Raw genomic sequence first — 14677 nt, 5'->3', positions numbered from 1 at the left:
ATGGCCCCAGCCCTGATCCTGCGCGGTCTGCGCCGCATGCCCCTGCGCGTGGCCGACATGCTGCTGGTCGGCAGCGTCGTCACGGTCGTGCTGCTGATGATCGTGCCGATGCCGCCGCTGGCGCTCGACGCGTTCATCGCCACCAACATGACCGTGGGCATCCTGCTGCTGCTCAGCTGCATGTACGTCACTAAGCCGCTGGATTTCTCGACCTTCCCGACGGTGCTGCTGCTCTCCACGCTGTTCCGCCTGGCGATCAGCATCTCGACGACGCGGATGATCCTCACCCATGTCGATGGCGGCGAGATCATCCAGCAGTTCGGCCAGATGGTCGCGGGCGGCAACCTCGTGGTCGGGCTGGTGGTGTTCCTGATCATCACGATCGTCCAGTTCATCGTCATCTCGAAGGGCGCCGAGCGAGTCGCCGAGGTCGCCGCGCGGTTCAGCCTCGATGCGATGCCCGGCAAGCAGCTGTCGATCGACAGCGACCTGCGCTCGGGCATCCTCTCCAAGGACGAGGCGCGCGAGAAGCGGCGGACGCTGGAGATGGAGAGTAAGCTCCACGGCAGCCTCGACGGCGCTATGAAGTTCGTGAAAGGCGATGCCATCGCCTCGGTGATCATCGTGCTGGTCAACCTGCTCGGCGGGCTGGCGGTGGGGATGCTCTACCACGGCATGTCGGCGGGCGAGGCGGCGACGACCTTCTCGATCCTGACGATCGGCGACGGGCTGGTCGCGCAGGTGCCGGCGCTGTTCTCGGCAATGGCGGCGGGCCTGCTGGTCACGCGCACCACCGACGAGGAGCGCGACGGCGATCTCGGTCCGGCGATCGCGCGGCAGATCACCGGCAAGCCGCATGTGCTGATGATCGCCGGCGGCCTGGCGATGCTGCTCGGGCTGGTGCCGGGTTTCCCGACGCTGATCTTCTTCGCGCTGGCGAGCGCGTTGCTGCTGGGCGGGGCGTTCCTCCATCCGACCTCCGGTGCCTGGCTGCGCGCGCGGATGGGGCTGGCGACGGGCGAGACCGCGGTCGCGACCGGCGAGACGCTGATCGCCGCGCAGGCGCTGCCGGTGGTGGACCCGCTGCGGCTCGCCGTCGGCCTGCCGCCGCAGCACCCCGCCTTCGCCGCCCTGGCGGACCGGCTGCGCGAGGGCGCCGCCGCGCTCCAGACGCGGACCGGCATCGCCATCCCCGACCTGCGCGTCGTCCCCGATGCGCGGCTGGGTGAGGGCGAATGGCTGCTCAGCGCGCATGACGCACCCCTCGGCGGCGGCCTGACCGATGCGGCCACGCTGCCGGACGTGGCGGCGGATCGGGTGGCGCAGCTGCTCGAACGCAATCTCGGCCTGTTTCTCGGGCTGCAGGAGGTGACCGATCACCTCAACCGGCTCGGCGAGACGCATCCGGAAGTCGTCAAGGAAGCGGTGCGCGCGGTGCCCACCGGCCGGATCGGCGAAGTGCTGCGCCTGCTCGCCGAGGAGAGCGTGCCGCTGCGCAACTTCCGCGACGCGATCGAGGCGATCGGCGAGGTCGGCCAGTATGAACGCGAAGCCGTGCCGATGGCGGAGCGGGTGCGCGTAGCGATGCGCCGGCACCTGATCGCGCCGCTCTGCGAGGCGGGCCGCCTGCGCGTGCTGATCGTCGGCGCCGATCTGGAGGAGACCATCCGCCAGACCGTCACCCCGGTCGACGGCCAGATGCGTCTCGCGATCAACCCGCATCAGATGCGCGCGCTGATCGCGCTGCTGTCCACCCAGGTCGCCAGCAGCGGCGCCCGGGCGATCCTCACCGCACAGGATCTCCGCCGGCCGCTCCGCCTGCTGGTCGCGGGCGATCTGTTCGAGGTGCCGGTGATCAGCTTCAACGAGCTCAACCCGGCCGTGCCGCTCGACATCGTCGGCGAGATCAACGCCGCCCCGGAGAGCCTGACCAACCAGATGTCGGACGAGGTTTCCCTATGATCCGCGCCCAGCGCTTCCTTGCCCTGCTTGCCTGCACCGCGTTGCTGCCCGTCGCCGCCTCCGCCGAGACGCCGCCCATGGGGCAGAAGCGGATCACGCTCACCGCGCGCAACCAGCGCGTCGATGTCGCGGTGGTCGATCTGTTCGGCCAGGCCGGGGTCAAGGCGAAGGTGAGCTCGGCGGTGACCGGCAAGGTCAACGGCGTGTTCGTCGGCACGCCGCGACAGGTGTGGACCCAGCTCGCCAAGGCCTTCAACCTTGTCGCTTATTACGACGGCGCGGTGGTGCGGGTCTATTCGGCGGCCGAGGTCACCTCGCGCAGCTTCAACGCTGCCGATCCCGAGGCAGTGGTACGCGACGCGCAGAAGCTGCGGATCCTCGACGATGCCAACCGCGTCTCGGCCGCGAGCAACTCGGTGAGCGCGACCGGCGTGCCGGCGTTCCTCGACCGCGTGGCGCAGCTGGCGGGCACCGCGGGCAACCCGGCGGTGATCCAAGCTTCGGCCACGTCCTCGAACGCGCCGATCGTCTCGCCGCTGCTCGGGCCTGCCGCGATGGAGACGGTGGCGAGTTCGCCGCTCCGCTCCAAGGTGCTGAGCGGGGCCACGACCCGCTCGCCCTATGAGGTGCGGATCTTCTACCTCCGCTATGCCCGCGCCGACGATACGATCCAGAAGAGCTTCGACCGCACCATCACCATTCCCGGCGTCGGTTCGATCCTGCGCGGCATGATGGGCGACGGGCGGCCGAGTGCGACTGTCTCGACCAGCGGCAATTTCGATGTCCAGCGCCAGTCGCTCCCGCGGCTCGGCGGGCGCGGCCTCAATGCCGTGCCGCCCGACGAGGCGCAGCGCAGCTTCGACCAGCAGGGCACGCCCGGGCTCGATACGGTGGTGGTGCGCGAAGCCGCCGTGCGCGACATCAACGGCCCGCGCGTCGAGGTCGACCCCAGCAACAACGCCGTGCTGATCCGCGATCGGCCGGAATCGATGACGGTCTACGAGGACATCGTCCGCGCGCTCGACGTCGAGCCGCGCGGGGTGGAGATCGAGGCGACGATCCTCGAGCTCGACACCAGCAAGCTCAAGGAACTGGGGCTCGACTTCGGCTTCAAGACCGGCGGCCTCGGCGCGTTGTTCGGCGGCAATGCGACCAACCCGACCGACAATTTCTCCGCCGGCAATGTTGGTGCTGCCTACCTCACCGGCGGGCTGGACCTGTTCGCCGCGCGCATCACCGCGCTGGAGAAGACCGGGGCGCTACGGGTGATCTCGCGGCCGCGGCTGAGCACGCTCAACAACATCCCTGCGGTGTTCAACAACCAGGTCCAATATTACGTTCGCGTCGCCGGCGACCGGCAGGTGGACCTGTTCCCGGTGACCGCGGGCATGGTGATGCGGGTCAATCCGTCGATCCTCTATGACGGCGGCGAGCTGCGCACCCGCATGGCGATCGAGATCCTCGACGGCTCGCCCACCGGGCTGGTCGTCGACGGCATCCCGGCGGTGAAGCAGAGCAGCATCAACACCAGCGCGGTGGTGAAGCAGGGCGAGAGCCTGCTGATCGGCGGCATGACGGTCGAGACCTCCTATGACTACAAGTCGAAGGTGCCGGTCGCGGGCGACGTGCCGATCCTCGGCCAGGCGTTCCGCAAGCGCAAGAAGGGCGACCAGCATTTCGAGCGCATCTTCCTGATCACCCCGCGCGTCGTCTCGCGCCGCGAGCAGCAGGCAGCGGCGGTGCAGCCGACCTCGGCCACCAACCCGATCCCGATCGAGCAGATCCAGGCGGCGGCCGATCAGCATCAGAAGCGCCGCCGGGGAGCGCGCCGGTGAACGCGCCCTTCGCGCCGGTAAAGCCCGGCATGATGGTGCTGCGGGTGCTGAGCGGCCGCCTGTCGGGCGCCGAGCACCGACTCCACCGGGGCAAGTTCGTCCGCGTCGGGCATGGGTTCGAGCACGATATCGTGCTGCGGGATCCTTCGGCGCGCGGCGTCTCGCTAGAACTCGACCTTGGAGAAGGTGTGGCTTGCGTGCGGGTGGCAGCGGGGCAGGTGACCCTGCTCGGCCGGCCGGTCTCGGCGGGCGAACAGGCCTCGTTGCCGCCCTTCGTGCCGATGCTGGTCGGATCGGTTGCCGTCGCAATCGGCGAGCCCGAGGACCCGCGTTGGGACGACGCCATCCGACTGGCTCCCATGGTCGCGCCAGCCGCCGCCGATGCGCCCATGCTCTCACCGCAACGCGCGGCGATCCCCGAGCGGGTGGCGACGCGGCTCTACCCGATGCGCGGGGCGCTGGCGCTCGACCGATATTGGCCCGCCTATGCCGCCGCCGTGGCCGCGCTGCTGCTGCTCCTGCTGTTCGCGCCGCCCGCGATCCGCTGGGCGACGCGCCAGCTGCACGACACGGCGGGCGAGCAGGCGATGCTCGCCGCCGCGGATTTCCGCGACCTCAAGGTCGAGGAGACCCGCAACGGCACGATCGTGCGCGGGATCGTCAAGGACGACGCCGCGCTCGCCCGGCTGCGCCAGGTTGTCGCCGAGCAGATCGGCCCGGCCACGCTCGATGTCGAGACGATGGACGGCCTTGCCGCCGCCGCCACCGATCTGCTGCGCGCACAAGGCGTCGATGCCGAGGCCATTCCCCGCCGCGGCAACACGCTGATGGTGAAGGCCGAGTTCCTCCCCGCCGATCGCCAGGCCGATCTCGCCCGGCTGATCAAGGAGGACGTGCCCGGCATCACCCGCGTCGACTTCGCCACCGACAGCAAGCGCGGCGACCGCGACCTCCAATATTTCTTCTCGGGCTCGGAATACGGCCTCGCGACCTTCGTCGACGGCGACCCCGGCTACCTCACCACCGCCGACGGCACCCGCTGGTTCGCCGGCGCCACGGTGCCCACCGGCCACCGCATCGTCGCCATCGGCAACGGCCGCGCCAGCTTCGAGCGCGACGGCCGGATCGAAGAACTCGTCCTGGGACCCAGCACGCCGCCGTCCCCGGCACCTTCCACCACCCCTGGCGGCGACACCAACGGAGCGACCATCCAATGACCAACCCGATCAACAGCGCCGTCCTCGGCACGATCGCCTCGCTTGGCACCATGGGCACTACCGAGAGCCGCACCGGCAAGGGCAACTGGTTCGAGGCGTTCGGCGAAGCCTGGGGCAAGGCGCTCGACACCCAGGCCGACAATATCACCGCCCAGTCCGACGTGGTGAGCCAGGGCGGCGACAAGCCTTCCGACATCACCCAGCTGACCACCGAATCGATGCGGATGAGCTTCATGGCGAACAGCTCGCACAGCTCGATCGACAGCGTCTCCAAGGCGCTCGAGACCATGGCGCGGAAGAGCTGACGATGAGCATCGATGCAATCGGCGCGCTGGTCGCGCCGGCCGGGGGGCAGGGCGCGAGCGGCGTGTCGCGCGCCTTCGAGCTGCTCGCCCCCGGCGGCCATGGCGGCGGCGCCACCACGCCGCAGTTCGACGCGCGCTTCCAGGCCGCGCTGGAGAAGATGGGCGGGGTGCAGGGCACCGTCGCCGCGGGGCCCATACCGCCGGCGATGAAGGGCATGTTCGACGCGCTCGACCAGGTCAACGTCCAAGCCCGCGCCGTCTCGCGCTATGCCGAGACCGCCGAGGCCAGCGGCGGGCAGCTGACGCCGGGCGAGATGGTCCAGCTCAACATGAAATGCTCCGAATTCATGTTCCAGGCGCAGCTTACCTCCAACATCGCCAACCGGAGCTCGGACGGCGTGCAGCAACTGTTCAAGCAGCAATGAGCGGCCTTGCCTCCGCGCGCCGCTGGCAGGCGCGGATCGCCGCGCCGCTGCTGGTGATCGCCGCCTTCGGGCTTGCCGGCTGCAGCCGGCAGGAAGTCTATGGCAAGCTCACCGAACCGGCCGCCAACGAGATGATCGCGGTGCTCAATCAGGCCGGCATCACCGCGACCAAGGTAGCGGGAGAGAAGGACCAGTGGAGCATCGCCGTCGACCAGGCCGATTTCGCCCGCGCGGTGGAGACGCTGCGCGCGCATGGCCTGCCGCACGAGGACTATGACTCGCTCGGCTCGGTGTTCAAGAAGGAGGGCTTCACCTCCACGCCGCTCGAGGAGCGGGCGCGGCTGATCTACGGCCTCTCGCAGGAGCTGAGCCGGACGATCAGCGGAATCGACGGCGTGGTGCAGGCGCGCGTGCACCTGACGATGCCCGAGGCCGATCCGCTGTCGCGCGAGGCCAAGCCCTCGGCGGCATCGGTGTTCGTGAAGTATCGGACCGGCTTCGACCTGCGCAGCCAGACCGGCGCGATCAAGTCGCTGGTTACCAACTCGATCGACGGGCTCACCTACGATCGCGTCTCGGTGGTGATGGTGCCGGCCCAGGCGGCGCCCGTTCTGCCGGAGAGCGAGGGGATGGTCTCCATCGCCACGTTGATGCGCGGGGCGATCGGCGTGGTCGCGCTGATCGTGCTGGCGATCGCAGGGCGTGGGCTGTGGCGGATGCGGAAACCCCGGACCAGCCTGCCGGATACGGTGCAGCGGTGAACCGGGAAGTGCGGACGGCCAAGCTGGCGCTGCTCGCCCGGCATTGCGGGCAGGGGCGCGGTGCGCGCTTCGCCCGCCGGGCGAGCGGCCAGCCAGCGGTGGGATTCGGCGACCTCGCCAAGCTGCCGGACTGGCTGGACGCGCCCGACGAGCAGCGGGCGCGGATCGCCGCCGCGGCCGGGTTGCTGCGCCACCGCCGTGCGATCGACGCCGAGATTTCGGGGCCGCGCCTGGCGGCGCTGGCGGCGGCAGTGGGCGAGCCGCTATTCGATGCGGTCTGCGAAGCCGAGGTGCCGGAAACGGCCGGGGCGGAGAAGCTGCCGCCGCCGGAACGCGTACTCGCCGCCGGCGCGCAATTGCTGGAAGCGGCGCTGCCGCTCGCCTTGCAGGACCGCTTCCCCGGCGCGCGGGACGATGCCGTGGCGCGCGACCTGCTGGCGCGGGCCCATGCCATTGCGGAGAGCCTTGCATGACCTATCATCTCGTCCACGCCGATGACGCGACGCTGCTGTTCAGCGAACGCGCGGTGATCAAGCGCGACGAGCGACGATCGTTCAGCGATGCGGTGGCGCTGCTCGGCGCGGTGCGCGAGGCGCAGGCGCGTGCGGTCCAGGCCGCGGACGCTGCGCGGGAGGAGGCCTACTGCACCGCCCTCGCGGGCGCGCGGACGGAGATCGACGACCTGCTCGCCCGCGAGATTGCGCAGTTCGCCGCCGCGATCGAGGCACAGGAACAGGCGCGGCGCAACGAGATCGCCGAGGCGGCGCTGGCGGCGGTGCACGCCGTGCTCGGCGAACTGGACGACGCGACGCTGGTGCCCGCGCTGGTCGCGCGCGCGCTCGATCGTCTGCAGCCGCAGGGCGCGGTGATCGTTGCCGTCGCGCCGGACATGGCCGAGAAGGTTGCGGCCCAGCTCGCCGCGCTGACCGAAGTCAGCATCCTGCCCGATCCCGCGCTGGGCGTGCACGACTGCGCGATCCGCACCGAGCAGGGGCAGGTGATCGCCAGCCTCTCGGTCCAGCTCGAAACCCTCGCCAAGCGCTGGGGGGTGGCATGAGCGACCCGCTGGCGCTGCTGCGTGCGCTCGATGTGGCGCCGATGTTCGAGCAGCATGGCCGCATCGTCGGCGCGCTCGGCACCACGCTGCGTGTCACCGGCGTGCGCGCGCGGATCGGCGAGAATTGCGAGATTGTCGATGCCGAGACCGGCTTCTCGCTCTGGGCCGAGGTGATCGGCCTCGCCGAGGGCGGCGCGATCCTGACCCCGCTCGGTGACCTGCGCGGCCTGTCGATGCACAGCGACGTGATCCTGCGGAGCGGCGAGGATCGGGTGCCCTATGGCGCAGACATGCTCGGCCGCGTGCTCGATGCCCGGCTCCAGCCGCTCGACGGCCTCGGCAGCGTGCGGCGGGGGGCAGACCGGCCGATCCAAGGCGAGGCGCCCAACCCGATGCATCGCCGCCCGATCGACGCGGCGATGGAGACCGGCATCCGTGCGATCGACGGGTTGATGCCGATCGGCATCGGCCAGCGCGTCGGTATTTTCGCCAGCGCCGGCGTCGGCAAGTCGACCCTGCTCGCCAACCTCGCGCGCAACGCCCAGTGCGACGCGATCGTCATCGCGCTGATCGGAGAGCGCGGCCGCGAAGTCCGCGAGTTCATCGAGGAGACGCTCGGCGCCGAGGGCCTTGCCCGATCGGTGGTGATCGTCGCCACCTCGGATCGCCCGGCGATGGAGCGGGTCCGCGCGGCGCTTGTCGCTACCGCCATCGCCGAGGGCCTGCGCGACGAAGGCCGCCACGTCCTGCTGCTGATGGACAGCGTCACCCGCTTCGCCCGCGCGCTGCGCGAGATCGGGTTGGCGGCGGGCGAACCGGCGGTGCGGCGCGGCTTCCCGCCTTCGGTCTTTGCCGAGCTGCCGCGGCTGTTCGAGCGCAGCGGCACCGCCGCCGAGGGCGCGATCACCGCGCTCTACACCGTGCTGCTCGAGGACGAGGAGGGCGACCCGATCGGCGAGGAAGTCCGCTCGCTGCTCGACGGCCATATCGTCCTCTCGCGCAAGCTCGCCTCGCGCGGCCATTATCCGGCGATCGACGTACTGGGCAGCCTGTCGCGCCTGTTCCCCCGCCTCGCCAGCGCGGCGCAGCTGCGCGCGGCGCACGGCCTGCGGGCGATGCTGGCCAAGCTCGACGAGATCGAGCTGCTCGTCCAGATCGGCGAATATCAGCCCGGCCGCGATCCGCTGGCCGATCGCGCGCTGGCCGAGCGCAGCGCCATCGCTGCCTATCTGCGCCAGTCCGGCAATGAACGAACCACGCTCGGCGAAAGCGTCGCCCGGCTGCGCACCTTCGAGGAGATGGACCATGCCCGCTGACAATCGCGCGCCCGTGCTGGCGCGCATCGCCCAGATGCGCGAGCAGCGCCTGACCCACGCCTTGATCGAGGCGCGCGAGGCGGCGGATCGTGCCGAGGCCGCGGCGCGCGCTGCGGACTCCGCCCGCTCGGCAGCGGCGCGCGCGCGCGGCAATGCGCGACACTTGTTTCAAGCGAACCCGGCCTGCCCGCAGACGCGGCTGTGGCTCGACCAGCGTATCGCCGAGGAGATCGACGCGGTCGCCCGCGCGGGCGATCAGTGGACGCTGCATGACCGCGCCGTCGATGTGCAGGGTGCGGCCGGGCGCGTGCTCGATCAGCACCGCGTCCGCAGCGACAGCGTCGCCGCCCACCACCGGTCGCTCCGTCGCGCCGAGCAGCGCCGCGCCGAGGATCGCGTCGACGCCGACGCTACGAGCTTTCTCCTGTCGCGAGGCCGGGCATGAGCGGCGCATCGACCAGCACGTCGGTGCAGAGCAAGTCCGCGCCGGCGCCGCGCGAGGTGCCGGTCAAAGGCGCGCCTGAAGCGGCGCCGAAGCAGCGCAAGGCCTTTGCCGATGCCCTGTTGCGGCACGCCGGCAAAAAGCTCGCCAAGGAGCCCGGTACGGACAAGGCCGATGGTCTGGCCGCCATGCTCGCACCGCGCGACGCTGCCACATTCGCCATCGCGGCCCGGCCCTCTGCTGCAGGGGCGGTCGATCCCGCCCAGCAGGCCCAGCTCGACCGGATTGCGGCGGCGATCGCCGAGGTCAGCAAGACCGCCCGGCCAGAGGTGTATCTGTCGCTGCCGCTCGCCAGCTACAAGGTGGAAGGGGCGGTGCTCGGCCAGGATCTTGCGGGGCGGGTCACCGTGTTGCTGGTCCCGTCGTCGGCCGTGCCGCCCGCGGTCGCCGCGCAGTGGAGCGAGCAACTGCACGAGCGGCTGCTGCGGCGCGAGGTGCGGGTCGGCAAGGTCGCGGTGCAGGGAAATGCGGTGCCGAACGCGGCGCGGCGCTGACGCTGCGGCGCCTAGCGGGGGCCGCGCAGTTGCGCGATGGCGGTATCGATCGTGGCCAGCGCGTGCGCTGCATCCGTCCAGCCGGGCCGCCGTTCGGGCGCCGGCGGTCCGTCACCGAGCCGGGACAGCCGATCCAGCGCATCGCTGGTCGGGCTTGCCGCCACCAGCGCCGCCACCTCGCCGGTGAAGTCGTTCAGCGCCCGCGACAGCTGCCCGGCATCGGCAGGACCGGCGTTGAGCGCCGCGGCAAGCTCCCGCGCCATGGTCTCGACGCCGTACGGGTCCACGGCCGCTAGCGGTGTGGCAGTGCCTTGCACCAGCCCCAGCGCCTGGGTGAGCGTGCCGGCGACGCGGGTCGCCAGAATGGCCATGGTCCGGTGTGCGAGCGTGCCACCGGCGGGGCCGATGGCGCACACGGCACCGACCCCCGCGGCGCGCGCGCTGCCGATTCCGATGGGCTGGGTCATGGCCGACTCCTGTCCGGTGAGGGGATCATGCTGCCGGGATAGCCGCTTGTGCAGCGGCGCGCGCTCCACGAATCGCTTAGTCGATGGTCCGGGCATGGAGGCTGCTGTGCAGGTGCAGCGCGCCAGTGTTGGCATGGAAGGATCCGGTAGACGAAACGTCGCCTCCATCATGTATTTTTTCATTGATACAATTTATAACTTTCACGGTGGCATCAGTATAGAAGAAAGCGGCCGTGCAACGAACCATCAGCCTCCGGTCGTAGGATTCCCATAATCCTGATCTTTCGTCTACCCGCGGTGCAATCGAATGCACAAGTCGGGCGGAAAAGTGTTGCGAAGGCTTCGCTTTAGGCGCTATTTCTATCACCGTAATCAAGGGTGCGGTGCATGAACGGTGCGGGGTGCGGCAACGAGGTGCCGCGATCGTCAGAACTTCGGCGTCAGGCGCGGGTACTCAGTAGCGGCGTGTTTGGCATGCGCGGCGACGAAGAACTTTCCGAAATCGTGAAGCAGGCCGCTACCGATACGCGGTTCCCATTTGCCGCCGTCTCGATCGTCGATCGAACACGGCTGTGGCTCGCCGTCGCCTATGGCTTCGATCCGCGAGAATTTACGCGGCCGGACAGTTTTTGCGACGCCGCGATCCGGATGCCCGACTTCGCGCCGCTGTGCGTTGCGGACGCATGGCAGGAGCAGCGTTTCAAGTTCGCGCCCGCCGTCATCGAGATGAGCGTGCGGGCCTATTACGCCGCACCCCTGGTCACGCGCGACGGGCTCGCGCTGGGCACGCTGTGCCTGCTGGATCAGAAGCCGCGCCGGGTGGATGCCGATGCGCTGGACAGGTTGTCCGCGCTTGCCCGCGACGCATCGGCGGTCATCGGTCGGGAGGCCAACATGGTCGCCCATGCCGAATTCGCCATTGCGGAGCTTTCCTCGCGTATCCGCTTCGCCATGGCCCAGCGGGACGAGGAGGCCGTCGCGATCCTCGACGCCGAGCTTCGGCAGCTGGAAGCCAGGCTGGAGCCGCATTGGGAAGACCGAGCATCGCCGGCGGCCGAGCGCGGCGGCAATGCCCGAACGGAGGCAAGCAACTGAGCCTGGCCCCGCGCGGCGGCGGGGCAGGGTCGCCTAGTTCCCGGCCGCGCGCATCCGCTCCAGGACGGCCGGCGCGACGGTCATGCCCGCCTTCGTCATGGCGGGGGTAGGCCAGGCGCCGCTCGCCACTTGGCGCCTTACCGTCGCGCGATCGGGCGGAGGCCAGCCCAGGCCGGCACTGCGGGCGCGCTCGACCAGGCGGGCGCGGGCGGCCTGCAGGTCCGGGCTGGTGAAGACGACCGGCGTCTCCAGCAACCCATGGGCGGCCATGCTGCCGTCGTCGGCGACGCTCCACAGCGTGCCGCCCTTCTCGATCAGCAACTCTGCGATGGTCGTCTGCTCGGCATCCATCGCCATGCGGACATGATCAATGCCGAAGCGGTCGGTCCAGCGCGGATCGGCACCGTGGCGGAGCAGGGTCATCACTCCGCCGACATGGCCGAAGCTGATCGCGCTGCGCATCGGATCCTCACCACCCTGGGCCTGCGGATCGGGCGAGGCACCGGCCTGGAGCAGACGCTCGGCCATCGCCGGGCTGTCCGCCAGGATCGCCAGCGCGAGCGCATTGCCGCGCCGGATGCCGTCCCGGGGCATGCCGGCGGCGAACAGCATCGTCGCGGCGTCGGCATCGCAGCGGGACGCCGCGAAGGTGAGCAGATCGCCATATTGCCCCGCCGGCGGTTGCGGTACCTTGGGATCGTCGACCACGGCCGTGGTGATCAGCCGCGGATCGCGCGCGAGCATCGCGCGGGCGTCCTCGAGGCGGCCGTCGAGAATGGCCTCGGCCAGCGCGCGGCCGGCGGCGCCGTTGTTCAGATGCGCGAGCACGCGGGTGCGATCCGGCAGCACCACCGAGGCGCGCTTGGTGTAGCAGGAAGGCGCGGCGGCCATGCATCCTCCGATCGGGGCGGCGGCCAGCATCAGCGCGGCGAAAAGGCGGATGCGGCGGTTCACCGGCGCATGCTGTAGGGAGGGAGGCGGGCCGCGGTCAAGGCGCGCCCAGGCTGGCCTGGACCCAGTCCATCCCGTGCCGGGCAAGCGGCGTATCCTGGTACCAATGCTGCCCCGCCGGCTGCTTCGCGTCGAGCGGGATGCGGGTGCCATAGGCTTCCGGCGCATCGGCGAGGATCGCCCCGGGAATGCCGCCCAGGATCGCGCCGGCGACGCGGTCGCCGCCGTCCTGGATCGCGGAGAGGATTTCGCCGCGCACATAGACGGCGGAGATCTTCGGAGCCGGCGTGTCGCCGCGGATCGACTGCGCCTGGCGGATCGTCGCGTCGCTGAGTCCTGCGGCGTTGAAGGTCTGCGCGTCGCGACCGCTGGCCAGCGCCGCGGCGGAGGCGAGGCCGCCGCCCAGCGAATGGCCGGTGATCGTCACCTGCGCCTCCGGGTGGCGGCCGATGGCCTTCGCGAGAAGCAGGGCGCGGCTATACTGGTCCGAGGGCAATCCCACGCCTTGCTGGGCATTGGCCTTCCAGTCGCTGCCGTCGGTGGTGCCGCGGAAGCTGACGACATAATCGGGGCCGCCATCGCCCTCCGCCACATAGACGCGGGCGCGGAAGCTGCTCTGGGGAGAGCTGAGGTCCTCGCCGCGCAGGCCGATCTGCGCGAGGTCGTCGCTGCTGGCGACGCGGTAGCCGGCCGGCGGGGCGGGGGCGTCGTTGTAGACGTCCGCTGCCATCGCCGCGAGGTCGACGGTGGAAGGTCCGCTTGCCCGTTCGGCCGCCTGCGGCGGGGAGTCGCAGCGCGCGAACGGGGCCGGCGCCACGGGCTGTTGCCAGGCAAGCAGCTCGCGCGCGGGCAGGTGGCGCGCCTGGAAGTCGTCGTTCGCGGCGCGCGATCGCGATGCCGCCGGCGCAGAAGCGGAGTCGATGCCGGTGGTTCGCGAGCGCGGGTCAGCTGCCGACATCATGTCCTGGTTCCTCGCCAAAGGCCGTCCGGTCGTGCATGCCATTGCCCTCCCGCGCTGTCGCTCGACGATTCGTTTAGGCGGCCGTCGCACGTCGGCGGTGCCGGCGGGAGGCGTGTGCCATCCCAGCCTCGTTCGGCGCAGGCGATGCTTGCGGTGTGGCGATAAGGTTGTACCACGCGCGTAGTTTCAACCGGAGCCGCTCGCCATTCGCCAGATCGCCGCCTTGCCGTACCGAACCCTCGGCCCCGGGGCCGATGCGCCGATGCAGATCCTGCTCGTCACCTCGCGGGAGAGTGGGCGCTGGGTGATCCCCAAGGGCAATCCCGGTTCGGGTCTCAGCAGCCACGCCGCCGCCATGCAGGAGGCGGAGGAGGAAGCCGGGGTGTGCGGCGCGATCTGCCCGACGCCGCTCGGCTCCTATCGCTATCGCAAGAAGCGCCGCAACGGCGCGTCGCTGATGGTCGATGTCGAGGTGTTCCCGCTCGCGGTCACCCGCGAGCTCGACGCCTGGAAGGAACAGGCGCAGCGCACGCGCCGCTGGTTCAGCCTTGCCGATGCCGCCGAGGCGGTGGAGGAGCCGGACCTGCGCGAGCTCATCCGGTCCTTCGCCCCTGCAGAATTCCGAGCGGCGACGCGGCGCAGCGGCATGCTCGGCACCGTCGTCCAGAAATCAAAGGTCTCCCATATGTTCGCGTGGTTCCAACGGCTGCTGCCCAGGACGGGCAATTTCTTCGAGATGTTCGAGGCGCATGCCGCAACCGTGGTGGCCGGCGCCGATGCGCTGGCACGGCTGCTCCAGGACGGCAACCGCGACCATATCCGCGAGGTGATCGAGCGCGAGCATGATGCCGACGAGATCACCCGCGAGGTGCTGCAGACGGTGCGCGTCACCTTCCTCACCCCCTTCGATCGCGGCGCGATCACCGCGCTGATCGGCTCGATGGACGATGCCATCGACGAGATGCAGGCGACGGTGCGGGCGATCGACCTGTATGACATCGCCGGCTTCGAGCCCGAGATGAAGGACATGGCGGGCATCATCGTCGACGCCGCACGCGTCACCGTCGAGGCGATGCCGCTGCTGCGTGACGTCGCCCGCAACGGCCGCCGCCTGCACGAGCTGACCGAGCGGCTGGTCCGCATGGAAAGCCATGCCGACGACCTGCACGCCGCCGGTCTCAAGCGCGCCTACAAGGAGCTGGGCCCGCAGGATCCGCTCAAATTCGCGGTGGTGCGCGAGCTGTACAAGCATCTCGAGCGGATCGTCGACGCGTTCGAGGATGTCGCGAACGAGATCGACGGCATCGTCATCGATCACGCCTGATCCAC

At 70.3% G+C, this 14677-nt stretch carries 16 protein-coding genes; 13 read left to right on the top strand and 3 right to left on the bottom strand.

From position 1 onward, the window contains the following. Genes QZ814_RS10940 through QZ814_RS10890 form a run of 11 tightly spaced genes read left to right on the top strand, consistent with a single transcriptional unit; the run spans position 1 to position 9874 of the window. Positions 1-1962, top strand: a complete 1962-nt coding sequence (locus QZ814_RS10940; RefSeq protein ID WP_294331924.1) for a flagellar biosynthesis protein FlhA — start codon at positions 1-3, stop codon at positions 1960-1962. Further along, positions 1959-3797 carry a type III secretion system outer membrane ring subunit SctC gene (gene sctC / locus QZ814_RS10935; protein ID WP_294331919.1) on the top strand — a complete coding sequence of 613 codons (1839 nt, stop codon included), beginning with the start codon at positions 1959-1961 and terminating at the stop codon, positions 3795-3797. The genes QZ814_RS10940 and sctC overlap by 4 nt, the downstream gene beginning before the upstream one ends. Beyond that, positions 3794-5014 (top strand): hypothetical protein, encoded by a 1221-nt coding sequence (locus QZ814_RS10930; protein WP_294331916.1) that lies wholly within the window; start codon positions 3794-3796, stop codon positions 5012-5014. The genes sctC and QZ814_RS10930 overlap by 4 nt, the downstream gene beginning before the upstream one ends. After that, positions 5011-5319: a hypothetical protein gene (locus tag QZ814_RS10925; protein ID WP_294331913.1), complete on the top strand. Its 309-nt coding sequence runs from the start codon at positions 5011-5013 to the stop codon at positions 5317-5319. The genes QZ814_RS10930 and QZ814_RS10925 overlap by 4 nt, the downstream gene beginning before the upstream one ends. 2 nt (positions 5320-5321) lie before the next feature. Further along, positions 5322-5744 (top strand): hypothetical protein, encoded by a 423-nt coding sequence (locus QZ814_RS10920; RefSeq protein WP_294331910.1) that lies wholly within the window; start codon positions 5322-5324, stop codon positions 5742-5744. After that, positions 5741-6505 (top strand): type III secretion system inner membrane ring lipoprotein SctJ, encoded by a 765-nt coding sequence (gene sctJ / locus QZ814_RS10915; RefSeq protein ID WP_294331908.1) that lies wholly within the window; start codon positions 5741-5743, stop codon positions 6503-6505. The genes QZ814_RS10920 and sctJ overlap by 4 nt, the downstream gene beginning before the upstream one ends. After that, on the top strand, positions 6502-6978 hold the full coding sequence (locus QZ814_RS10910) for a hypothetical protein (protein ID WP_294331905.1): 477 nt from the start codon (positions 6502-6504) through the stop codon (positions 6976-6978). The genes sctJ and QZ814_RS10910 overlap by 4 nt, the downstream gene beginning before the upstream one ends. Then, positions 6975-7562, top strand: a complete 588-nt coding sequence (locus QZ814_RS10905; RefSeq protein ID WP_294331903.1) for a FliH/SctL family protein — start codon at positions 6975-6977, stop codon at positions 7560-7562. The genes QZ814_RS10910 and QZ814_RS10905 overlap by 4 nt, the downstream gene beginning before the upstream one ends. Continuing rightward, positions 7559-8878, top strand: a complete 1320-nt coding sequence (locus QZ814_RS10900; protein WP_294331902.1) for a FliI/YscN family ATPase — start codon at positions 7559-7561, stop codon at positions 8876-8878. Before QZ814_RS10905 ends, QZ814_RS10900 begins: the two co-directional genes overlap by 4 nt. Further along, positions 8868-9323: a hypothetical protein gene (locus QZ814_RS10895; RefSeq protein WP_294331899.1), complete on the top strand. Its 456-nt coding sequence runs from the start codon at positions 8868-8870 to the stop codon at positions 9321-9323. Before QZ814_RS10900 ends, QZ814_RS10895 begins: the two co-directional genes overlap by 11 nt. Beyond that, on the top strand, positions 9320-9874 hold the full coding sequence (locus tag QZ814_RS10890) for a hypothetical protein (RefSeq protein ID WP_294331896.1): 555 nt from the start codon (positions 9320-9322) through the stop codon (positions 9872-9874). Before QZ814_RS10895 ends, QZ814_RS10890 begins: the two co-directional genes overlap by 4 nt. 11 nt (positions 9875-9885) lie before the next feature. Here QZ814_RS10890 and QZ814_RS10885 read toward each other — a convergent pair whose 3' ends face one another. Continuing rightward, entirely contained in the window at positions 9886-10341 is a 456-nt protein-coding gene (locus QZ814_RS10885; protein ID WP_294331894.1) for a hypothetical protein, read from the bottom strand. Positions 10342-10815: 474 nt separating this feature from the next. On the opposite strand from QZ814_RS10885, the gene QZ814_RS10880 reads away from it, so the two are divergent. Continuing rightward, a complete protein-coding gene (locus QZ814_RS10880) occupies positions 10816-11436 on the top strand; it encodes a GAF domain-containing protein (RefSeq protein ID WP_294331892.1) in 621 nt (206 codons plus the stop codon). Positions 11437-11469: 33 nt separating this feature from the next. Here QZ814_RS10880 and QZ814_RS10875 read toward each other — a convergent pair whose 3' ends face one another. Both QZ814_RS10875 and QZ814_RS10870 read right to left on the bottom strand, forming a co-directional pair. After that, complete coding sequence (locus tag QZ814_RS10875; protein ID WP_294331889.1) at positions 11470-12390, bottom strand: hypothetical protein; 921 nt, start codon at positions 12388-12390, stop codon at positions 11470-11472. 34 nt (positions 12391-12424) lie between these two features. Continuing rightward, positions 12425-13348 (bottom strand): Mbeg1-like protein, encoded by a 924-nt coding sequence (locus tag QZ814_RS10870; RefSeq protein WP_294331886.1) that lies wholly within the window; start codon positions 13346-13348, stop codon positions 12425-12427. 262 nt (positions 13349-13610) lie between these two features. Here QZ814_RS10870 and QZ814_RS10865 point away from each other — a divergent pair, with 262 nt between their 5' ends. Then, positions 13611-14672 carry a DUF47 family protein gene (locus tag QZ814_RS10865; protein ID WP_294332596.1) on the top strand — a complete coding sequence of 354 codons (1062 nt, stop codon included), beginning with the start codon at positions 13611-13613 and terminating at the stop codon, positions 14670-14672. The last annotated feature ends 5 nt before the right edge of the window (positions 14673-14677 follow it).

It is taken from the genome of uncultured Sphingomonas sp., assembly GCF_913777625.1.
Classification (GTDB): domain Bacteria; phylum Pseudomonadota; class Alphaproteobacteria; order Sphingomonadales; family Sphingomonadaceae; genus Sphingomonas.
The sequence above is the reverse complement of the archived record's forward strand: the minus strand, read 5'-3'. Positions and strand labels throughout refer to the sequence as shown.